The 22,762-nt window shown below is 32.7% G+C and carries 24 protein-coding genes; 15 read left to right on the top strand and 9 right to left on the bottom strand.

The features are described from left to right. Positions 1–2 precede the first annotated feature (2 nt). From SLH33_RS03220 to SLH33_RS03205, 4 genes are read right to left on the bottom strand one after another with little or no spacing between them, the layout of a single operon-like run. On the bottom strand, positions 3–293 hold the full coding sequence (locus SLH33_RS03220) for a DUF1272 domain-containing protein (RefSeq protein WP_320417637.1): 291 nt from the start codon (positions 291–293) through the stop codon (positions 3–5). A gap of 22 nt (positions 294–315) precedes the next feature. Continuing rightward, a complete protein-coding gene (ggt, locus tag SLH33_RS03215; RefSeq protein ID WP_320417636.1) occupies positions 316–1,998 on the bottom strand; it encodes a gamma-glutamyltransferase in 1,683 nt (560 codons plus the stop codon). A 2-nt stretch (positions 1,999–2,000) separates the two neighbouring features. Next, a complete protein-coding gene (locus tag SLH33_RS03210; RefSeq protein ID WP_320417635.1) occupies positions 2,001–2,594 on the bottom strand; it encodes an acyl carrier protein phosphodiesterase in 594 nt (197 codons plus the stop codon). A 51-nt stretch (positions 2,595–2,645) separates the two neighbouring features. Further along, positions 2,646–4,109 (bottom strand): aminoacyl-histidine dipeptidase, encoded by a 1,464-nt coding sequence (locus tag SLH33_RS03205; RefSeq protein WP_320417634.1) that lies wholly within the window; start codon positions 4,107–4,109, stop codon positions 2,646–2,648. Between the two features lie 148 nt (positions 4,110–4,257). On the opposite strand from SLH33_RS03205, the gene recR reads away from it, so the two are divergent. Then, on the top strand, positions 4,258–4,875 hold the full coding sequence (gene recR, locus SLH33_RS03200; protein ID WP_320417633.1) for a recombination mediator RecR: 618 nt from the start codon (positions 4,258–4,260) through the stop codon (positions 4,873–4,875). A gap of 48 nt (positions 4,876–4,923) precedes the next feature. Here recR and SLH33_RS03195 read toward each other — a convergent pair whose 3' ends face one another. The 4 genes from SLH33_RS03195 to SLH33_RS03180 all read right to left on the bottom strand — a co-directional run bounded on the left by SLH33_RS03195 (position 4,924) and on the right by SLH33_RS03180 (position 8,235). Next, positions 4,924–5,514, bottom strand: coding sequence for a CopD family protein (locus SLH33_RS03195; protein WP_320417632.1), 591 nt, complete (start codon positions 5,512–5,514; stop codon positions 4,924–4,926). A gap of 70 nt (positions 5,515–5,584) precedes the next feature. Next, positions 5,585–6,616, bottom strand: coding sequence for a ferrochelatase (gene hemH / locus SLH33_RS03190; RefSeq protein WP_320417631.1), 1,032 nt, complete (start codon positions 6,614–6,616; stop codon positions 5,585–5,587). Between the two features lie 82 nt (positions 6,617–6,698). After that, complete coding sequence (locus tag SLH33_RS03185; protein ID WP_320417630.1) at positions 6,699–7,241, bottom strand: TrmH family RNA methyltransferase; 543 nt, start codon at positions 7,239–7,241, stop codon at positions 6,699–6,701. A gap of 112 nt (positions 7,242–7,353) precedes the next feature. After that, positions 7,354–8,235 carry an AraC family transcriptional regulator gene (locus SLH33_RS03180; RefSeq protein WP_320417629.1) on the bottom strand — a complete coding sequence of 294 codons (882 nt, stop codon included), beginning with the start codon at positions 8,233–8,235 and terminating at the stop codon, positions 7,354–7,356. Positions 8,236–8,444: 209 nt separating this feature from the next. Here SLH33_RS03180 and hemA point away from each other — a divergent pair, with 209 nt between their 5' ends. From hemA to SLH33_RS03120, 12 genes are all read left to right on the top strand, one after another. Beyond that, positions 8,445–9,713, top strand: coding sequence for a glutamyl-tRNA reductase (gene hemA / locus SLH33_RS03175; RefSeq protein WP_320417628.1), 1,269 nt, complete (start codon positions 8,445–8,447; stop codon positions 9,711–9,713). After that, positions 9,697–11,283 carry a hydroxymethylbilane synthase gene (gene hemC, locus SLH33_RS03170; protein ID WP_320417627.1) on the top strand — a complete coding sequence of 529 codons (1,587 nt, stop codon included), beginning with the start codon at positions 9,697–9,699 and terminating at the stop codon, positions 11,281–11,283. Before hemA ends, hemC begins: the two co-directional genes overlap by 17 nt. Before the next feature lie 126 nt (positions 11,284–11,409). Further along, positions 11,410–12,372 carry a porphobilinogen synthase gene (gene hemB, locus SLH33_RS03165; RefSeq protein WP_320417626.1) on the top strand — a complete coding sequence of 321 codons (963 nt, stop codon included), beginning with the start codon at positions 11,410–11,412 and terminating at the stop codon, positions 12,370–12,372. Positions 12,373–12,380: 8 nt separating this feature from the next. Next, positions 12,381–13,079, top strand: coding sequence for a hypothetical protein (locus tag SLH33_RS03160; RefSeq protein ID WP_320417625.1), 699 nt, complete (start codon positions 12,381–12,383; stop codon positions 13,077–13,079). Between the two features lie 60 nt (positions 13,080–13,139). Then, positions 13,140–14,432 carry a glutamate-1-semialdehyde 2,1-aminomutase gene (gene hemL / locus SLH33_RS03155; RefSeq protein ID WP_320417624.1) on the top strand — a complete coding sequence of 431 codons (1,293 nt, stop codon included), beginning with the start codon at positions 13,140–13,142 and terminating at the stop codon, positions 14,430–14,432. 28 nt (positions 14,433–14,460) lie between these two features. Then, the gene (locus tag SLH33_RS03150) at positions 14,461–14,808 is read left to right on the top strand and encodes a four helix bundle protein (protein ID WP_320417623.1); all 348 of its coding nucleotides are present in this window, start codon (positions 14,461–14,463) and stop codon (positions 14,806–14,808) included. A 17-nt stretch (positions 14,809–14,825) separates the two neighbouring features. Beyond that, entirely contained in the window at positions 14,826–15,851 is a 1,026-nt protein-coding gene (hemE, locus tag SLH33_RS03145; protein WP_320417622.1) for a uroporphyrinogen decarboxylase, read from the top strand. Positions 15,852–15,869: 18 nt separating this feature from the next. Further along, positions 15,870–16,472: a TlpA family protein disulfide reductase gene (locus SLH33_RS03140; RefSeq protein WP_320417621.1), complete on the top strand. Its 603-nt coding sequence runs from the start codon at positions 15,870–15,872 to the stop codon at positions 16,470–16,472. Between the two features lie 63 nt (positions 16,473–16,535). Next, positions 16,536–17,282 carry an EI24 domain-containing protein gene (locus SLH33_RS03135; protein WP_320417620.1) on the top strand — a complete coding sequence of 249 codons (747 nt, stop codon included), beginning with the start codon at positions 16,536–16,538 and terminating at the stop codon, positions 17,280–17,282. 28 nt (positions 17,283–17,310) lie between these two features. Next, a complete protein-coding gene (gene hemF / locus SLH33_RS03130; protein ID WP_320417619.1) occupies positions 17,311–18,213 on the top strand; it encodes an oxygen-dependent coproporphyrinogen oxidase in 903 nt (300 codons plus the stop codon). Between the two features lie 178 nt (positions 18,214–18,391). Continuing rightward, entirely contained in the window at positions 18,392–19,720 is a 1,329-nt protein-coding gene (locus SLH33_RS03125) for a dihydrolipoamide acetyltransferase family protein (protein ID WP_320417618.1), read from the top strand. An 85-nt stretch (positions 19,721–19,805) separates the two neighbouring features. Next, positions 19,806–20,543, top strand: a complete 738-nt coding sequence (locus SLH33_RS03120) for a hypothetical protein (RefSeq protein WP_320417617.1) — start codon at positions 19,806–19,808, stop codon at positions 20,541–20,543. Positions 20,544–20,587: 44 nt separating this feature from the next. Here SLH33_RS03120 and SLH33_RS03115 read toward each other — a convergent pair whose 3' ends face one another. Continuing rightward, positions 20,588–21,277, bottom strand: coding sequence for a GNAT family N-acetyltransferase (locus SLH33_RS03115; protein WP_320417616.1), 690 nt, complete (start codon positions 21,275–21,277; stop codon positions 20,588–20,590). A gap of 208 nt (positions 21,278–21,485) precedes the next feature. Between SLH33_RS03115 and SLH33_RS03110 the strand changes: the two genes are divergently transcribed. After that, positions 21,486–22,136 (top strand): DUF4331 family protein, encoded by a 651-nt coding sequence (locus SLH33_RS03110; RefSeq protein WP_413818256.1) that lies wholly within the window; start codon positions 21,486–21,488, stop codon positions 22,134–22,136. Between the two features lie 23 nt (positions 22,137–22,159). After that, positions 22,160–22,720: a DUF4331 family protein gene (locus SLH33_RS03105; RefSeq protein ID WP_320417615.1), complete on the top strand. Its 561-nt coding sequence runs from the start codon at positions 22,160–22,162 to the stop codon at positions 22,718–22,720. Positions 22,721–22,762: the final 42 nt, after the last annotated feature.

Below are 22,762 nucleotides of genomic sequence, written 5' to 3'. Positions count from 1 at the left end.
AACTATCGTTTTTCTGATGGTATATTCTTATACTTTTGTCTAAGTCCTTCAAATTTCTCTAAATCCTTAGGATTAAAAACTCGTTTTTCTGAAGCAGGATATTTACCTAATTTTTCAGAAGGTCTCACAGGACGTTTTTCAAAACCACCACCACAGCTAGGACAAATATTGTTAAACACTTTTGTAGCACAGTTTTTACAATATGTACATTCAAAAGAGCAAATCATTGCCTCAACTGAATTATAAGGTAAATCTTTACCACAATGCTCACAATTTGGTCTAATTTCTAACATTTTATAAAGATAAATCAATAAGTTAAAACCCAACTGCTGTATCATCACCACGATGATCTGCACCACCTTCTAATTTTCCGTTAGGTAACACTAAAATGGCGTCAACTTTTCCGATTACAGGAGAGTTGGTTTCATCTAATTCGTAACCCAATTCTTTTAGCTTATTTTTCACTTTAGGTGAAAATCCGTTAGGTTCCATTTTTATCACATCTGGCAACCATTGATGGTGAAAACGAGGTTGATTTACCGCTTCTTGCATTCCCATTTTATATTCATGAACATTTAAAATTGTTTGCAATACAGAAGTAATAATGGTAGAACCTCCAGGAGTACCTACAACCATATATAATTTTCCGTTTTTTTCAACAATAGTAGGCGTCATAGAACTTAACATACGCTTTTCAGGTTCTATTTTATTCGCTTCAGCACCAATTAAACCAAACATGTTTGGTACACCTGGTTTACTACTAAAATCGTCCATTTCATTGTTTAAAAAGAAACCAAGTTCAGAACAATAAAGTTTAGAACCGTATGCTCCGTTTAAAGTGGTGGTGACGGAAACTGCATTTCCAAATTGGTCAACAATAGAGTAGTGGGTGGTTTCATCACTTTCTACCATTTCAATGTTTCCATGAGAAATATCCTCAGAAGAAGTAGGTTTTTCAAAAGAAAAATCACTCATTCTACGATTTGAATATTGTTTGCTGATAAGTGTATCTAAAGGAATATTCACAAAATCAGGATCACCTAAAAAGTGACTTCTATCTGCGTACGCTCTTCGTTCGGCTTCTGTAATAACTTGTATTGATTTTACTGAATTATGTCCGTATTGGTCTAGATCATATGATTCAATAGTATTCATAATTTGCGCTAAACACACTCCTCCGCTTGATGGTGGCGACATAGAAATAATGCGTAAATCATCGTATTCAAATACAATAGGAGTTCGCCATTTAGCTTCATATTTAGCTAGATCTTCTTCGGTAATAATTCCGCCATTATTTTGAATAAATTCTGCTAGTTTTTTTGCTGTTTCACCTTTATAAAATTCATCACGACCCTTTTTTTGAATTCGAGTAAGAGTTTCCGCTAAAGCGGGATATTTTATGGTGTCGTTTTCTTTCCAAAGTTTATCAAAAAGGATGGAATCTTTATTGGCTTTTAAAAATTTAGGTTGGTATTCTCTGATTCGTTTTTCTTGTTTTTTTGTAACAATAACTCCGCGATTTGCCAAATCGATAACCGGTTGTAAGATTTCTTCAATAGGTAATGAACCAAATTTTTTATGCGTTTCAAAAACTCCAGCAACGGTACCAGGAACACCAACTGCCATAGCGCCTAATACACTTTTACCTTCAACTACATTGCCTAAAGAATCAAGATACATGTCTTTATGAGAAGCCAAAGGAGCCTTTTCACGGTAATCTAAAGCACCGATTTCACCATCATTTTTTCTGTACACCATAAATCCGCCACCACCTAAGTTACCTGCATACGGATACGCCACAGCCAAAGCCAATTCAGTTGCTACCATGGCATCAAAAGCATTTCCGCCTTTTTTTAAAATGTCAGAACCAATTTTGGAAGCTTCTTTACGTGCAGAAACTACCATTGCTTTTTCGGTAATAACTCCAATTTCAGGTTTCTTTTTACAATAAATTAATAGAAAGCTTAAGCTGATTATAAAAATTGAGCGGATTTTCATATTTAATCTGTTTTAAGTTTGCTAAGTTCTGATTTTACATACGCTAATAACTCAGCAAAAAAAGCAAAGAAATCTTCTTCTAATTCTTTGTTGAGTAATTGTAAATCTTCGGTAGCTAAGTGCATTTGCGATTTACCTTTGGTGCGACGATTCATTCCGTTTAAAACTTGTTGAATTCCATCTGTAAACTGATAATTATACAACCAATTGTATTCAATCATATACGGAAGTAAGTCTTGTGTTTTTTGCGGAAGAATTTCTTTATTTTCTAATAGAAGTCTATAAACACTGTTAACATAAATATCTAACGGAATTTGAGAATATTTTTCCCAGTTTTTAGCTAAAAAATGATCGTAAAAAATATCGATGATTACTCCATCATAATGTCCGTAACGTTCATGTAAACGACGCTTACTTTTTCTTACAATTTCGTGAGTATCGGTAAACGTATCAATTTTGCGGTGCAGTATTATTCCTTGTTGAATTTCCTCGGAAAAGTGTGAGAATTTATTCCCGCGAACATGATCTGCAAAAAAATTACCCAACATAATTTGGGTATTGTTACCAGACAAGTATAAGTGTGCGAGGAAATTCATTGGTTAAATGTAAATAAAAAACCACAACTAAAAGCTGTGGTTTGATTCATTTTAATTTTTACTCGGAATATTCTTCAAAATTTCTAATAAGAACTTCCAGAACTTTTGCATTGACGAGATTTGTGCTCGTTCATCTGGAGAGTGTGCTCCACGAATATTTGGTCCGAAAGAAATCATATCCATTTTTGGGTAATTCTGACCTAAAATACCACATTCTAAACCTGCGTGACAAGCAGCAACGTGTGGCTTTTCGTTATTCATATCTTCATATAAATTGGTTAATACTTTTAAAATATCAGAATTTACATTAGGTAACCAACCAGGGTAAGAACCTGAGAAATCAACGTCAAAACCTGCTAATTCAAACACAGAACGAAGTGAATTTGCTAAATCCCATTTATTAGTTTCTGATGAAGAACGTGTTAAACAACCAATTTTAATATTCCCGTCTTTCACTATAACACGGGCAATATTGTTTGAAGTTTCTACTAAATCTTCAATATCCGGACTCATACGATATACACCATTTAATGCTCCGTAAATTGTTTTTATCAATCCTATTTGAACACCTAAATCCATTACCGTTTTAGGAGTTTCAACTTCTTTTAATTCGATAGTTAAGTTTGGTTCTAACGAAGCAAATTCTTCTTTTATGTTGTTGATAAGCTCGTTTAATTCAAATAAGAAAGGTTCTTTTGAAACGGTGTCTATAACCACTGTAGCAAAACTTTCACGCGGAATTGCATTGCGTAAACTTCCGCCGTTAATTTCAGCAATACGTAAACCAAAATTTGTGAATCCGTCAAATAACAAACGGTTCATGATTTTGTTGGCGTTTCCTAAGCCTTTGTGAATATCCATTCCAGAGTGACCACCGTTTAAACCAGTTACAGAAAGTTCGTAAGCAGTTGTGTTGTCTGGAGTTTCTTCTAAAGAATACGTTCTGGTTGCAGTGATATCAACCCCACCAGCACATCCAATACCAATTTCATCATCTTCTTCGGTGTCTAAATTCAATAAGATTTCTCCTTCTAAAAGTCCGCCTTCTAATCCCATTGCACCAGTCATTCCTGTTTCTTCATCAATAGTAAACAAAGCTTCAATAGCAGGATGCGCAATATCAGTAGAAGCTAAAACGGCCATGATTGACGCCACACCTAAACCGTTGTCGGCACCTAATGTAGTTCCTTCAGCTTTTACCCAATCACCATCAACAAACATTTTAATTCCTTCAGTGTCAAAATCAAAATTAGTATCCGCATTTTTTTGGTGTACCATGTCTAAGTGACTTTGCATTACTACCATTTTACGGTTTTCCATTCCTGAAGTTGCCGGTTTTTTGATAATAACGTTACCAACTTTGTCAACAACAGTTTCAAGATTTAGGCTTTTTCCAAAATCGACCATAAACTGAATAACGCGTTCTTCTTTTTTAGACGGACGAGGAACCGCGTTTAAATCAGCAAAGTGATTCCAAACTGCTTTCGGTTCCAGGTTTCTTATTTCTGAATTCATTGAATTGATGTTTAATTTTTGATGATTCAAAGGTACGTTTTTTAAGGTTTTTAGAGCAAAGAATAAAGAACAAAGAATTGATGAAGTTTAGAAATCTTTTCTCTTTTCTCTTGATTCTTTTTTCTTATTAAAATTGTAATTTCGCCGTATGGATTTTTCTTCAAAACTTTTAGAAAACGCAGTAAATGAAGTGAGCAGATTACCGGGTATTGGTAAACGAACTGCATTGCGTTTGGTGTTACATTTACTAAAACAACCTACTGAAAATACAAAGTATTTGACTGAAGCTTTATCGTTGTTACGAAATGAAGTAAAATCATGCAAAAAGTGTCATAATATTTCGGATACTGAGTTGTGTGATATTTGTGCCAACCCGAATAGAAATGCTGAAGTTGTTTGTGTGGTTGAAGATATTAGAGATGTAATGGCGATTGAAAACACAGGTCAGTTTAGAGGGTTGTACCATGTGTTGAGAGGGAAAATTTCTCCGATTGAAGGTGTTGGTCCACAAAATTTACAAATAGAAAGTTTGGTAGAAAAAGTAAAAGAAGGAGAGGTAAAAGAATTGATTTTTGCCTTGAGTTCTACTATGGAAGGAGATACGACCAACTTTTATATTTACAAACAGATTGAGCAATATAAAATAACTACATCAACCATTGCACGAGGAATCTCGGTAGGAGATGAGTTAGAATACGCAGATGAGGTGACGTTAGGTAGGAGTATTGTGAATAGAATTCCTTTTGAGCAGTCTATTAAGGGCTAATAAAAAAAGCGAAGTTTAAACTTCGCTTTTTTAAAATATATAGTAAGGTTATTCTTCTAATTTTTCATCTTCCTCCATCAACTTCTTTTCAAACTTATCCCAACTTTTTTTAGCGCGTACTTTTTTATATAGGCGGATGCTCATCATTAATAGCACAGAAACCAATACAATTCCAACAACACCCCAAACCCAATTGATAGCACTTTTTAAAACCACTAAAAACACCACTGCAAAAAGAATAATAGTGGCAACTTCGTTCCATATTCTAAGTTTTAATGCAGAATATTTTACTTCATCTCGTTGTAATTGTTTGTAAATAACATGACACGCTCCGTGGTAAAAGTATAAAGCTAATACAAAGGCAAGTTTTACGTGCATCCATGGCATTTCTAAATACATCGGATTTTTATAAAGCATCCAAAAAGCAAAGAAACTGGCTAAAATTGCCGATGGCCATGTAATAATGTACCACAAACGTTTTTCCATCAATTTATACTGTGTTTGAAGAATTTCCTTAGCAGGTTCTTCTTTTTTTTCAGCTTCAGTATGATAAATAAACAAACGTACCATATAGAATAAACCAGCAAACCAGGTAACTACAAAGATGATGTGTAAAGCTTTTACGTATAAAAAATCCATTTTCGGTATTTTAATTTTGTCTCCTTGAGCGCAGTCGAAAGGTCTCGACTCCGCTCGACTTGACATTTAATTATTTTTTATCAAACTCATTAATCCAGCCTGCTAATACATCCACCCACTCATCATTATCATTGATGCATGGTACCATGTGGAATTCCTCTCCACCAGCTTCTAAAAATTCGTGTTTTCCTTCCATGGCTATTTCCTCTAAGGTTTCTAAACAATCGGAAACAAAAGCAGGAGTAACTACCGCTAGTTTTTTTACACCTTCTTGTTCTGCTTTTTTTACCAAAGTTCTGTCGGTGTAAGGCTGTAACCAAGGGTCAACTCCTAAACGTGATTGAAACGAAGTTGATACTTGGTTTTCTTTCAAACCAAGTTCATTCATCACATTTTTAGTAGTTTGATAACATTGATGGCGATAACAAAACTCGTGTGCTTTAGATGGCGTATTACAACAACTTCCATCTCCCGAAGATTCGGGATTACAATGCGATTTGGTAATGTCTGATTTACGAATATGACGCTCTGGAACTCCGTGATATGAGAATAAAATTTCATCAAACTCTTTATCAACTAAATAATCTTTAATAGAATTAGACAACGCTTTGATGTATTCTGGTTTGTTGTAAAACGCAGGAACATCGGTTATTTTCATATCCGCAAAATGTTTTTGCCTTAATTCTTCAGCTAACACCAAAATAGTTTCGGTGGTTGCCATGGCAAACTGTGGATACAACGGAATTAACAAAACGTCTTTTACACCTTTGTCATACAATTCTTGTAACCCTGTTTTGATAGATGGTTTTCCGTAGCGCATAGCTAAAGCCACAGGTAGCTCAGTTTTAGTTTGAACTTTGGCTTGCAACCTTTCAGACAACACAATTAATGGAGAACCTTCTTTCCACCATATTTTTTGATATGCTTCGGCAGATTTTTTTGGTCGGGTATTTAAAATGATACCTTTTACTATAAAGGCACGCAACCAATACGGAACGTCAATTACACGTTCGTCCATTAAAAATTCACCTAAATATTTTTTTACATCTTTTGGATCTGTACTGTCTGGAGATCCTAAGTTAACTAATAAAACTCCTTTCATAAAAGCCCACCCTAACCCTCCCAAAGGGAGGGGATAATCAGCGGTGGTAACTGATTTGTTATTTTATACTATATTTTTATTCTCATTGTCCACTCAACTCCCTTCCTTTGGAGGGGATGGGGGAGGCATTTAATTGATTCGTTACTTCATACAATGTAATAGCTAAACTATGTATAACATTCATACTTGAGTTTCGTCCGTACATAGGTATTGAAATGGTTGCATCTACTAAATTGATGTTTTCAATTCCGTTTCGTTCGCTACCCAAAAGTAACACGATTTTTTGATGATTTTTAAAATCAAAATCCTGAATATTTATACTTTCATCGGTAATTTCTATACCTATAATTGTATTGCCTTCTTCTTTTAATTGTTGAATAATTTCTGAAAAATCTTCGTACCGCTCATGTTCAATTTGTTGAATTGTATTACGCGCAGTTTTTTTTACAATTCTGTTATCAATTGCAGGAGAACTCTCATGCAAATATATTTTTTCAACTCCAAAACTTTCAGATACTCTAAAACACATACCAATGTTTTCTGGTGTACGAATAGCGTCACAAACTATAGTAACTGGAAACTTTTGTTGTTGATTTGTTATTTCTTCGTGGTGTAATTGTTTCATAAAGCCCATCTTAATCTTCCCGAAGGGAAGAAATTATTCTCTTGCTTAATTAGTTTGTGTTTTAGTCATTGAATTATTTTGGATTCAAAATTATTCCTCTTCTTTGGAGAGGTTAAGAGAGGCTTAAAACATATTGTTTTGGTGTTGTCCCAAATTTCTTTTTAAAGGCAGCAATAAAATGACTTGCGGTACTGTAACCAACTTTTAATCCGACTTCATTAACATTATGTTGGTTGCCTTCTAATAATTTACGAGCATGTTCCATTTTATAGTCAAACAAGAAACTATATACGGTATCACCATAAATTTGCTTAAATCCTTCTTTTAATTTCTTCAAATTTAAACCAACTTCATGAGCTAATTCTTGTAGAGTTGGAGGTTCTGCCATACGAGCAATAATAATGTCTTTGGCTTTTCTAATTTTTGCAACATCGCGCTCATCAACTAAAAACGGACAATATTCTCCTGTAGCGGCTTCATCTTTTTGAAAGTGAAGGCTTAATAATTCATAAATCTTTCCTTTAATGTATAAATCGCGAATAGAACTATTAATGTTAGCATTTAATAGTTGCTGTAAAACAATTAAAACTGTGGGTTTAATTACGCTATCATCATAATACTTTCTATTAATGTTTTCATCACTTAAAAACGGAATATAACCTGCTTCTTTTGAAAATAATGAGTGAAATTTTTTAATGGAAATCAATAAGGAAATTAAAGTGCTTTTAGGTCTGATCTCTAAATTTATGGGTAATTTTTGTTGAGGGTTGTATAATAAAATAGAGTGCTGATCTAAAACATCAAAGGTATATGCGCCATTATTAAAATGAAATTTAGCATTGCCATGTATACAAAAATGAAGCTGGATATAAGTGCTATCTATATCACGTTCAAAACGTTGAGGTTCAATGCTGTTGTTTTTGAATTCCAATAACAAAAAACCATTTTCAAGATTTGTTTCGTTAAAAGTACTTTCTGCGATATTTTCTGACATATATCATTGTAGTTTTAAAACTTATTTTATTTAGAATGATTCTATATAAAATAACAGCTAATAGTTGATTTTACTACAAAAATACACAAAATCAACGTTTTTAAGTTTAAAAACTTAAAAAAAACGTTAAGCGATATTAAAAGTTCTTTTAGCGACATTTTTATCTGGTATAAGTTTTTACTTTTGTCTGGTATTTTACGGAAAATTGAATGCAGACTGAAACTAAAAATTCAAACTTTTATTGTATAGGTGTAAGCTATGTAAAAGCTGATGCGCATACACGTGGAAAGTTTTCAATATCTAAAGAGAATCAAAAGTTACTTTTAAAAGAAGCAAAAACTACCGGTTTTGATGGAGTTTTTGTGCTGTCAACCTGTAATCGTACAGAAATTATGGGGTTTGCAGAGCATCCTTTTCAGTTAATTAGCATGATCTGTAAATTCTCAGGAGGTTCGGTTGAAGAGTTCGCTAAAATTTCTTACGTAAAAAAGAATCAAGAAGCAATTCAACATTTATTTAGAACCGGAACAGGGCTAGATAGCCAAATTTTAGGAGATTATGAAATTGTAGGTCAATTACGTCAATCTTTTAAAATGGCTAAAAAACTAGGAACAACCAATGCATATTTAGAGCGTTTATTAAATAGTGTAATGCAAGCTAGTAAACGTGTAAAGAATGAAACTAAATTAAGTTCAGGTACTACTTCCGTTTCTTATGCAGCGGTTCAGTACATCATCAATAATTTAGATGATTACAATCAAAAAAATATTTTAGTTTTTGGTTTGGGTAAAATGGGTAAACATACTTGTAAAAACCTTGCTGAATATACACATAATAAACAGGTTTCTTTAATTAACAGAACAGAAGAAAAGGTTGAGGAATTTGTAAAAGACCATCCATCAATTAAAAAAGCTAACTATGAAGATTTAACATCTGAAATAGCGAAAGCAGATGTGTTAATTGTTTCTACGGGAGCTGATTTCCCTACGGTACGAAAAGAACACATTTCCACAAATAAAAACTTGTTGATTTTAGATTTATCAATGCCAGAAAACGTTGCAGAGGAAGTTCAGGAAATGTCTAATATCATGTTGGTAAATGTTGATGAACTTTCAAAAGTAACCGATGAAACCTTAGCGCTGCGTCAACAAGAGGTTCCGTTTGCAGAAGCAATTATTGAGACACATAAAGAAGAATTCAACGAGTGGTTAAATCATCGTCGTTTTACTCCGGCTATAATGGCGTTAAAACAATCGTTAGAAATAATTCAACAAGACGAAATTAACTTTCATAAGAAAAAAATAAATAACTTTGATGAAGCTCAGGCACAAGCAATTACATCAAGGTTTATTCAGAAAATAACTACACAATTTGTAAAACACTTAAAAGAAGAAGAAACTTCGGTAAACCAAAGTATTCAAGTAATGGCAAAAGTGTTTGGAGCAAATTTAGAAACAATCAATGCAGAAGATAATTAGAATTGGAACCCGCGAAAGCGAATTGGCTCTTTGGCAAGCCAATAAGGTTCGCAGGCAATTAGAAGAGTTAGGGTATGAAACTACAATTGTACCTATTAAATCTACCGGAGATGTTGTATTAAACAAACCGTTATACGAACTCGGAATTACCGGAATTTTCACCAAGAATTTAGACATAGCAATGCTCAATAATGATATTGATATTGCGGTGCATTCTATGAAAGATGTTCCAACGGTTTTACCAAAAGGAATTGTACAGGCGGCAGTTTTAAAGCGTGCTAATTACAATGATATTTTAGTGTTAAAAGATAACGAAGAGTTTTTTGGGCAACCTAATGGAGTTGTGGCTACGGGAAGTCTTCGTAGAAAAGCACAATGGTTAAACCGTTATCCAACTCATAATGTTGTTGATTTACGCGGAAATGTAAATACACGTTTACAAAAGTTAGAAGATAATGATTGGAACGGAGCTATTTTTGCTGCTGCTGGATTAGAACGAGTAGGTTTACGACCAAAAGGAGCTTTAAATTTATCATGGATGATTCCTGCACCAGCTCAAGGTGCTATTATGATTACAGCTTTAGAAGAGGACGAGTTTATTTTAGAAGCGTGTAAACAACTAAATGATGCAGATACAGAGTTGTGTACTGGAATTGAACGTGAATTTTTAAATAAGTTAGAAGGAGGTTGTACAGCACCAATAGGAGCTTTAGCGTACATAAATGAAGTAGAAAAAGAAATTGTGTTTAAGGGAGTTTTATTAAGTAGGGATGGAAGTAAAAAACTTGAAATTTCTAGAAAAGTTCCTTTAGGAAAACATAAATACTTGGCAAGTGATTGCGCTAACTCTATTATAGAAAAAGGAGGTAAGCTGATAATGATGGAGGATGAGGGAATTGAAAAAGAATTCTCAATTTATTCAACAAAAAAATTATCTGAAGCTCAAAAGAAACTATTACCAACTACGGTAAAAGTAGAGGATAGCGATTTTATTAAGATCCGTTTTAATAGAATAGCTCCAAAAGTGATGAAAAACGAAATTGAAAACGTAATTATCACTAGTAAAAATGGAGTAGAATCACTTTTACATAGCTTTTCTAAACTAGAATTGCAGTTTAAAAATATTTATTGTGTTGGCCGTAGAACCAAAAAACTAATCGAGCAAAAAATAGGTAAAGTTGCGCATTCAGAAAATAATGCTGCAAAATTATCAGAATATCTTTCAGAAAATCTTAACGGAGGAGAAGTTACTTATTTTTGTAGCGATTTACGCTTAGATACCTTACCAAAAGCGTTATCAGAAAACGGTATTACAGTTCATGAAGTAGAGGCTTACAAAACGATGTATAGTCCAGTTAAAGTTGATGGAAAAGTAAACGGAGTGTTATTTTATAGCCCATCAACAGTAGAAAGCTATGTACAACAAAACAAAGCTGATAAAATCGCTTTTTGTATTGGAGAAAGTACAGCAAAAGAAGCGAGAAAACACTTTGAAAATGTACAAGTAGCAAAAGTACCTACGGTAGAAAGTGTTATTGAATTGGTGAATTTGCATTTTGTAAAAAAGTAATTAGACCTCAGGGTTATGAATCCTGCGACCTATAATTTAAATGTCATTCCTGCGAAGGCAGGAATCTCATGAAAAAAGAAATACATCATAAAAAGATTCCTGCCTTCGCAGGAATGACAATATAAGATGAATAGAACAAGAAGACTTAGAAAAACAGAAGGAATTCGCAGATTGGTTAGAGAAACCAAATTATCTGTAGATGATTTTATTTATCCGTTATTTATTGAAGAAGGAGAGAATATCGAAAAAGAAATTTCTTCAATGCCTGGAATAAAACGTTTTTCTTTAGATAGAATTTCAAAAGAATTAGATGAGGTTGTTGAGTTAAATATTCCAGCAGTTTTGTTATTCGGAATTCCTTCGGAAAAAGATGATGAAGGAACTGAAACTTGGAATGACAACGGAATTATGCAACAAGCAATCCGCTTCATCAAAAAGAATTATCCAAGTTTATATGTAATTACCGATGTGTGTTTTTGTGAATATACAAGTCATGGTCACTGCGGAATTATTCATGATAACGATGTAGACAATGACGCTACGTTGGTAAATATAGCTAAGCAAGTAATTTCTCATGCGAAAGCAGGAGTTGATATGGTTGCTCCGTCAGGAATGATGGATGGAACCATTGCCATGATTCGAGAAGCTTTAGATAATACAGGGTATCCTAACATACCAATTATGGGGTATTCTGTAAAATACGCTTCGGCTTTTTACGGTCCGTTCCGTGATGCGGCAGATTCTGCACCAACATTTGGAGACCGAAGAACCTATCAGATGGATCCGTCAAATCGTGATGAAGGAATGCGTGAAGCAACTTTTGATGACGAAGAAGGAGCCGATATTTTAATGGTAAAACCAGCTTTATCGTATTTAGATATTATTCGTGATTTAAAAAACAATTTTGATCGCCCAATTGCATGTTACAATGTAAGTGGTGAATATGCCATGGTAAAAGCAGCTGCTGAAAAAGGTTGGATTGATGGAGAAAAAGTAATGATGGAAAGCTTACTTTCTATGAAGCGTGCCGGAGCAGATATTATCATTACCTATTTTGCTAAGGAAGCTGCACGAATATTAAAAAAGTAAATTTCATTATGTTTAAAGTTAAAGTAATAGTCTTGTTTTTTGTTTTTCAAACAGTTATTGTTTTTTCACAGAACAGTTATAAAAATGAAAGAATACCTCATGAAATTTATGGAACAGCTATAGAGCAGAAAATATTTGATAAGGATAGTATTTTACTATATAAAAAAGTTTTTACATTAAATAAGGAATTTACGCAAGATAAATATGAGATAGGCACCTATTTCTATTATCACAAAAATGGAGTTTTAAAAGCTAAAGGAAATTACTATAAACCTAAAGATAGAATTGATCTTTTTGAACGAAGAAAAGAATATAAAGAAGGAGAATGGCTTTTCTATAGTAATGAAGGATCTATTTTATCATCTATATTTTTTGAGGAGAATATGGAGCATGGTCCCTTTAAAAACTACCATCTAAATGGTAAATTAGCTACTCAAGGTTTATATAAGAAAGGAGTGTTAGATGGAACTTATACTACTTTTTTTATGAATGAGCAGCCACATTCCAAAATAGAATATAAGGAAGGAAAAGTTTTTAATATAGTTGAGTTTTACAACGTAGAAGGTGAAAAAATAAATCATGGAACTTTAAAAAATGGTAATGGAACATTTAAACTCTATGATTTAGAAACAGGTAAGTTTAAAAAAATACTTAAATGTAAAAATGGTATTAAAGAAAAAGAGACTACACCAAAAAATATAAATTAAAAGAAGTCCAAGAGTTTTATAATTTTGAAAGGAAATTATCGAGATAAAACAAGAGTATAAATGAGTTTTAAAAAATCAGAAAAATTATATAAAAAAGGATTAGTTAATCTTGTAGGAGCTGTAAACTCACCAGTGAGAGCTTTTGCTTCTGTAGGAGGTAATCCTTTATTTATAAAAAAGGCCAAAGGAAGTACTATTACTGATGTTGACGATAATAAATATGTTGATTTTGTATTGTCTTACGGTCCAATGATTTTAGGGCATCGTCATAAAAAAGTTGAAAAAGCGGTTAGCAAAGCTTTAAAGAACGGATATTCTTTTGGTGCATCTACCGAAGCTGAGATCAAATTAGCAAAAATAGTTTGCAATGCTTTTCCTGGAATGGATAAAGTTCGTTTTGTAAATTCTGGTACCGAAGCGGTGTTAAGTGGAATCCGTTTAGCGCGTGCATATACAGGTAAAGATAAAATTATTAAGTTCTCAGGTTGTTATCATGGGCATCAAGATGCGTTATTGGTAGCAGCAGGTTCTGGTTTAGCAACATTGAGCTTACCAGGAAGTAAAGGAGTACCTGAAGGAGCGGTAAAAAACACGTTAATCGCTAATTATAATGATTTAGATAGCGTTAAAGCTCATTTTGAAAAGCATGATGATATTGCTGGTGTTATTTTAGAACCAGTTGCAGGAAACATGGGAGTAGTTACTCCAAAAGATAATTTCTTAAAAGAATTAAAAGAATACTTACATTCAAAAGGAGCCTTGTTAATTGTTGATGAGGTAATGACAGGTTTCCGTTCAAAATTTGGTGGAGCACAGGAGTTGTTTGGTGTTGAAGCAGATATTACTTGTTTAGGAAAAGTAATTGGTGGAGGATTTCCTGTTGGAGCTTACGGCGCTCGTAATGAAATAATGGAAATGGTAGCTCCGTTAGGAGGAATGTATCAAGCAGGAACTTTAAGTGGAAATCCGATAGCTATGGCTGCTGGAATTTCTACATTGACAGAGTTAAAGAAGCAAAATCCTTATGAAAAGTTTAACGAAATTGCTGCTATTTTAGAAGTAATTTTGTTGGAGAAAGCTAAAAAGCATAATGTTGATATAGTGGTAAACCGATTTGGTTCTATGATCAATCCGTTCTTTACAAATCAAGAAGTAACCAACTTTGCAGAAGCACAAAAATCAGATACCAATAAGTTTGCTGTTTTCTTCTGGGAGTTGATTAAAAACGGCGTATTTATTCCGCCAAGTCAATTTGAAGCATGGTTCTTATCATCAGCATTGACAGAAAAAGATATTGAAAAAACGACCAAAGCTATTGATAAAGCAATGGAGAAGGTAGCAGCTAGCTTCTAGCTAATGGCAATTAGTATTTTAATTTGCTATGAGAAATTTTAAGAATTTAGATATTTGGAAACAAGGAATAGAATTAGTTAAACTAATATATTTTGTTTCTGAGAAACTTCCTTCTGAAGAAAGGTTTGGTTTGAGAAGCCAAATTACTAGAGCGTCTGTTTCGATTCCGTCAAATATAGCGGAAGGAGCTAGCAGGAATAGTGAGGCTGAATTTAAAAGAGCTATTGGTTCTCTATTTGAAGTAGAAACACAACTAACAATAATAGAAGAATTAGGTTTTATAGAAAGTCAAGAATTAAAACCACTATTTGAATTGTTAGAGAAAGAAGCAAAAATGATAAATTCACTAATCAACAAGCTAAAAGCCAAAAGCTAATAGCTGTAAGCTAAGATATGATTAAAAACGACTTATTTTTAAGAGCCTTAAAAGGAGAAACTGTAGATCGTCCACCAGTATGGATGATGCGTCAAGCAGGAAGATATTTACCAGAATTTATGGCAATCCGTGAAAAGTATGATTTCTTTACACGCTGTCGTACTCCAGAGTTAGCATCAGAAATTACTGTGCAACCTATTCGAAGATATGGTATGGACGCAGCCATTTTATTTTCTGATATTTTGGTAATTCCACAAGCCATGAATGTTGAGGTGGAAATGAAGCCAAATTTTGGTCCGTATTTACCAAATCCAATTCGTGATAGAAAAAGTTTAGACCAAGTTATTATTCCTGATGTAGATGAAGAATTAGGATATGTAATGGATGCTATTAAAGCAACGAAAGAAAAGTTGAATGATGAAATTCCGTTAATTGGTTTTGCAGGTTCACCATGGACAATTTTATGTTATATGGTGCAAGGACAAGGAAGTAAGAATTTTGACAAAGCAAAAGAGTTTTGTTTTACACAACCAGTTTTAGCACACGAACTATTACAAAAGATTACTGATACCACAATTACCTATTTAAAAGCAAAGGTAAAAGCAGGTGTAAATGCAGTTCAGGTATTTGATTCTTGGGGAGGAATGTTATCTCCAACCGATTATCAAGAATTTTCATGGCAATACATTAACCAAATTATTGAAGCGTTAAAAGATGATGCTCCGGTAATTGCTTTTGGAAAAGGATGTTGGTTTGCATTGAGTGAAATGTCTAAGTCTAATGCTTCAGCTTTAGGAGTAGATTGGACGTGTTCTCCAAGAAATGCTCGTTATTTAACAGGAGGAAATATTACATTACAAGGTAATTTTGATCCGTCAAGATTACTATCTCCTCCAGCAGAAATCAAAAAAATGGTTACCCAAATGATAAATGAGTTTGGAAAAGATAAATATATTGTAAATTTGGGACATGGTATCTTGCCAAATATCCCATTAGATAATGCCAAGGCGTTTATTGATGCAGTAAAAGAGTATAAAAGCTAAAAATAATTAATTACCCCCATGAAAAAAACATTTTTGTTATTAACCTTTTTGTATACTTCCTTATCTTTTAGTCAAAAAGTATATTACAATCAGGCTGTTAATAGTTGTTCAGCTAAGAACGATAATGATTTAATTGATAAGTGTATTAAAAATAGTTACTTGTTAAATTACGACTTTACTACACTTAATAAAGAAACTGTTAGCACTAGTAAAATAAAAAAATCAATTATGTTAATTGCTACCGCAACATGGTCTGCACCTTGCTGGGGAGAAATACCAGCAATAAATGAAATGGTTGAAAAATATAGTGATAAGGTAGAGTTTATCATGATTTTTTGGGATAAAGAGTTAGATAAGATTAAAAAAATGGCTGAAAAGCTAGATAAGCGTATTAAATTAGTACCTGCAAGAGAAGAAGATAAAGTTGCTACGGGTAATTTAGATATAAGTGGCTTTGTTCATAAGTTAGATTATCCAACCATTTATTTAATTGATCAAGAAAAGAAGTTTGTAAATGTAAAAAGAGGAGCGGCTACACCTTCAAAAACTATGACTTGGGATCAAGTAAACGAAATTAATGGCAAAGAATTGGAAGCTTTTTTAGCTCCGGTTTTAAAATAAAATATAAAAGCTAATTAAAACCTCTTTCCATATAATGAAAGAGGTTTTTTTGTTTATAAGAATATGATTAAAAATATTTTAAAAGGTATACAAGCTTACACAAATTCATTCAGTTTAATTTCTAAACTTAAACTTTGGAAATACTTTGCTATTCCCATACTTATTAGCGTTTTGGTGGCAATTGTTATTGTAATAATTGCTTTTACATTATCAGATAATATTGGTCATTATATAGCCTCTATTTGGAAATGGGATTGGGGTAAGGAAACGTTTGAAGTGATTAGTACTTTTTTAAGTGGATTGATTATTGTAGCCATTGGTTTGATTCTTTATAAACACATTGTTATGGCGCTATCAGCACCATTTATGAGTCCGGTTTCAGAAAAAATTGAGAATCATTTAAGAGGAAAAACACATCAACATAGAAATACTTCTTTTTCAGAACAATTAATTAGAGGAATTAGAATCAACATAAGAAATCTTTTTAAAGAATTATTATTTACCATCCTTATTCTATTATTGAGTTTTATACCAGTGATAGGTATTTTATCTTCTGTTTTATTGCTTTTGGTGCAAGCCTATTATGCAGGTTTTGGTAATATGGATTATACTTTAGAACGTCATTACAAGTATAAAGAAAGTATTGAATTTGTTAGAAAAAATAGAGGATTGGCTATAGGAAATGGTATTGTATTCATATTAATGCTTTTAATTCCGGTAATAGGAGTAATTTTAGTTTTGCCACTATCGGTAACCGCTGCATCTACCCAAACAATTAAAGAAATTCAAGCAAAAGAACTTTCTAAATAATTATTTTTGCGATTCAATATATGAGATAATGAAAGATCAATTTTATAATTATATAGAGAGCTTACAAGATACCATTACTTCAAAATTAGAAGAAGTAGACGGAAAAGCTAAATTTAAAGAAGATATTTGGAAGCGTACCGAAGGTGGAGGAGGAAGAACTCGAGTAATTGAAAACGGAAACGTATTCGAAAAAGGAGGTGTAAATATTTCTGCAGTTCATGGCGAGTTGCCAGAAGTGTTACGCAAACAGTTTGGAGTAGCAACAGGAAACTTTTTTGCCTGTGGATTGAGTTTGGTAATTCACCCAAAAAACCCGTTTGTACCAACTGTACACGCTAATTGGCGTTATTTTGAAATGTATAATTCATCAGGTGAGATTGTCACCCAATGGTTTGGTGGCGGACAAGATTTAACTCCGTATTATCTATTTGAAGAAGATGCGGTTCACTTTCATACGGTATGTAGAGAAGCTTGTGATAAGCATCATGCTGAATTCTATCCGAAATTTAAAGAAACGTGCGATAACTATTTTTGGAATGCCCATAGAAATGAAGCAAGAGGAGTAGGCGGATTGTTCTTTGATTATTTAAAAGAAACAGAAGAGTTTTCGATACAAGATAGATATGATTTTGTGACCGAAGTAGGAAATAGCTTCTTAAATAGTTATGTGCCAATAGTTGAAAAAAGAAAAAATATAGAATACACACAAGAGCATAAAGATTGGCAAGAAGTACGTAGAGGTCGTTATGTAGAGTTTAATTTGGTTCACGACAGAGGAACGTTATTCGGATTAAAAACTAACGGACGTATAGAAAGTATTTTAATGAGTTTACCACCTGTAGTTCAGTGGAAATATGATCATCATCCAACAGAAGGATCCGAAGAAGCAAAATTATTAGAAGTATTGGCTAAACCAAAAAGTTGGGTGTAAATTATTAGAATTCAATGAATAAAATTTAAATTGATTAAAAATATCACAACCAAACAATCTTTTTGAGTTTATTTTTTGCATTATCAATAATTTAAACAAAGGTTAAATTTAAAAAATGTAAAGAAAAATCAACTGAATTTCTTACTTTTGTAAAGCTTTAAAAAAATCAAACATTACTATGGCAAGATTTGAGTTAAAACTCCCAAAAATGGGCGAAAGTGTTGCAGAAGCAACCATTACTTCATGGTTAAAAGAAGTAGGAGAAACTATTGAAATGGACGATGCAATTGTTGAAGTTGCTACCGACAAGGTTGATAGTGAGGTGCCTAGTGAAGTAGAAGGAACTCTTGTTGAAATTTTGTTTGACAAAGATGCAGTGGTTCAAGTAGGTCAAACAATTGCTATTATTGAAACCGAAGGAGCAGATGCTCCTGTAGCAGCAACTTCAACTCAAGAGGAAGTTAAAACAGAAGCTGTTCCAGCCGCTGTAGCTGAGGTAGAAAAGGCTGTTGAAGCTGCTAAAGAAACCGTTTCAGGTACTATGGATACTTCATCAAGTGATCGTTTTTATTCACCATTGGTAAAAAGTATTGCACAAACTGAAGGAATCTCAGTTACCGAATTAGATACTATTTCAGGGACTGGTAAAGAAGGTAGAGTAACCAAAAGTGATATTTTAAGTTATTTAGAAAATAGAGGTACTGCACAACCAGTTGCACCTTCACCAATAGAAAAATCAACAACCATTACTCCAACACAAGTTTCAAAACCACAAGCAGCACCAATTACTATGAGTGGTGCCGATGAGGTAATTGAAATGAGTCGTATGGGTAAATTGATTTCTAAACACATGACCGATTCTGTGCAAACTTCAGCACACGTGCAGTCGTTTATAGAAATTGATGTTACCAATATTGTAAACTGGAGAAATAAGGTAAAAAATGCATTTTTACAAAGAGAAGGAGAGAAGTTAACCTTTACTCCAATCTTTATGCAAGCAGTTGCACAAACTATTAAAAAGCACCCATTGATTAATATTTCTGTAGATGGAGATAAAATCATTAAAAGAGGAAATATAAATTTAGGTATGGCAGCAGCTTTACCAGACGGAAATTTAATTGTACCTGTAATTAAAAATGCAGATCAATTAAGTTTGGTAGGTATGACTAAGCAAGTAAATGATTTAGCGGGTAGAGCACGTGCTAATAAATTAAAGCCAGACGAAATTCAAGGAGGAACTTATACTGTTACTAACGTTGGTAGTTTTGGTAGTATTACTGGTACACCAATTATTAACCAGCCTCAAGTAGCTATTTTAGCATTAGGTGCTATTGTTAAAAAGCCAGCAGTAATTGAAACTCCTGAAGGAGATTTAATTGGAATCCGACATAAAATGATTGTTTCTCATTCATATGATCACCGTGTGGTGAATGGTGCCTTAGGTGGAATGTTCATTAAAACATTTAAAGATATTTTAGAAGCTTGGAATCCAAATCAGGATTTTTAACAAGTAAGTTATAAAATAAAAAAGCGCTCAGAGTTTTCTGAGCGCTTTTTTTATATCTTACACTTTCAAATATAATCTAACAAAAATGAAAAAATTAGTGATCGTTTTATTGTTGATAATATCAACAATAAGCACAGCTCAAGAAAAAGTATTACTACGTTTGCACTATGACAAAGGAGATTCCTATGTAATGGATATGAAAATGACCCAAAATATGGGAGCAGGAATAATGTCAATGAATATGGCAATAATTATGGATCAAAAAATAACAAGTGTTGCAGAAAATGAATATGAAAGTGATATAAAAATAAAAAAAATGAAAATGGACATGTCTCAAGGAGGTATTCAAATGTCATATGATTCTAGTAAAAAAGAAGAAGAATTGAATGAAACTGAAAAAATAATGCAAGCCAAAATGAGTCCAATGTTACAAGCAGTTATAACTACCAAAACCAATAACTTAGGAAAAGTTTTAGAAACAAAAGTTACACCTAATATACCAGAAACAGCTGATTTAGCAAACCAACCTAGTAGTGTTATATATCCAGAATATAAATTAGGTGTTGGAGATAGTTGGACAATGGAAAAAGAGAATAACGGAATGAAGTTTAATTTCATTTATAAAGTAACTTCAATTACAAATAAAAATGTATTACTTAACGTTTCAGGAAAGGTAAATGGTATAGCTGTAGGTAATATTAATGGAAATATGGATATAGATAAAAAATCTGGTGTTCCAATAACATCTAAAATAGCTATGGATATGAAAGTAGAAGAACAAGATTTTAAAACAGATATTATAATAAATATGATTAAGCAATAACCATATATATTTAATTTATAAGAGCTCAGGTTTTTCTGAGCTCTTTATTTTTTATGGTAATACCACCAGTTCATATCTCTTGTAACAGTATATCCTAATTTTTCATACAACTTAATAGCAGGGTTTCCTTTGGTAGTATGTAAGATAGGGTGTTTACCTTCTTTTATAATTTCTTGGGTTGTATGTATAGTTAATTGTTTTGCTAATCCACGTCTGGTATAATCTGGGTGTGTAACTACAGCGCTTACTTCAATAAAATCATCAGTTTGCATTCGTTGTCCGGTTATAGAAACCAGTTTATTATCTTTAAATATTCCGAAGTATTTACCCATATCAAAAGTTCTTTTTCGGTAATACCCAGGCATAACTAACCAAACTAAATTGTAAATTTCATCTATATAATCTTCTGTTAGCGGAACAATTTCTTCGGTAATTTCAGTTTCTGTTAAACTCTCTAAAACCATTTGGCAACCTTCTATTTTTTTGTGTAATTTCACTAAATCAGTTTCAGTTGCAGGATTCTTATCTTCACTTACTAAAAAGAATTTATCAGTAAGTTTAGCGTATTTATTCAACGCATTTGCTGTTTTAGAAACATCTTCAAAAGCGCCAAACGGACAAATTTTAGGATCGTAAAATTTGACACCATCAAAATCAATTACAAATTTCTTCTGAGCTTCTTCTAATGCAAACCACACAGGATTTTTAAGCTTAGTATACATTTTATCATTCATATTTTAATCAAAAATAGATAAAGATTTTTAAGGTAATTAACCAATCATTAAGTTTTTTTTTTAAAAATAAACATTAAAGAAATCAAGATATATAAGGGGTATGAGTGCCTTTTTAAATAAAAAACATAAAAAATAAAAAAAAATAAAAACCAACTGTAAAAAAATCTCGTAAGTAAAGATGAATAAGTAATTAACTAAAATTTAAAAAATGAAAACAACTAATTTATTTACAAGAATAATGGTAGTAACATTATTAGCATTTGTAATTTATGCAGCAGATCACATTGATGCTCCTAATGTACAAGGAGGAACGAGTGATATTACAGATTTTTATGCTTTTCAAGGTGAGAATACAGACAATATTGTGTTTGTAGCAAACCTTCAAGGTTTATTAAGTCCTAATTCAACAGCAGATGCTTCATTTGATGAAAATGTATTGATAGAATTTAATATTGATACAGATGGAGATGCTGTTGAAGATTTAATTATCCAAGCTATACCAAGAGATGGAAAAATGTACTTCTTTGGACCAGTAGCACCAAACACAACAGGCTTAAATAGTACAATTTATACCAGTCAAGTTGCGGGCGAAGTTGCTATTACACCTTATGGTGCTAGTGCAATAACAGCTAATAACGCAGGTATGTCATTTTTCGCAGGACCAAGAGATGATCCTTTTTTTATGGATTTTGCTAGATATGGTGAAATTATAGGTGGTAATGCTACATCTTTTAATAATCCTGGTACAGATACTTTTGCAGGAACCAATGTTTTATCAATTGTAGTTGAAGTACCAAAAGATATGATTGGCGGTTCAGGTACCATTAACACTTGGGTGGAGTCAAAGCAAAAACAATAATTAAAAATCTAAAAACAAATATTATGAACTTTAAAAATATAAAACTAGTACTATTAATTACTATCACATCAATTATTATAACTAGCTGTAGCGAGGATGGTAATACTCAAAAAGAAATGTATACTCCTGATTTTACAGGAACATATGTGCAAAAAGATCAAATGGGAAGACCTGCTGTAAATACTGTTTTTGTAAATGCAGAAAGTAAAGATTCTTTTAATGTAACTATACCATCAGAACAAGGAGCAGAATTTCAACAAATGTTTGAAGCTAATTTAACAACGTTAAGTCCTGCTTATGCAAACACAGGAGATAAAAATGCTCTAGGTTTAGATGCAGCAAGTTTTACAAGTGTTTTAGCTACAGATGTTTTGAGTGTTTCTTTAGACGGAGCAACCACTTTTTATGATGGAACAAACGTACTAACAGGAAGAGCTCTTACAGATGATGTAATTACTGTAGAGCTTTTATTAATATTCGGAGGGGAGGATTTTTCAGAGAATCCTAATTTATCTGATGACCATGTAGATGCAAATGATAAACAATTTTTATCATCATTTCCTTACTTAGCATCTCCGTGGTAGTTTTTTTCACAATAGAATGGCTGATTGATCCCCATCAATTAG

Origin of the sequence: Tenacibaculum sp. IB213877, from assembly GCF_034043975.1 — a bacterium.
Lineage (GTDB): Bacteria > Bacteroidota > Bacteroidia > Flavobacteriales > Flavobacteriaceae > Polaribacter.
The sequence above is the reverse complement of the archived record's forward strand: the minus strand, read 5'-3'. Positions and strand labels throughout refer to the sequence as shown.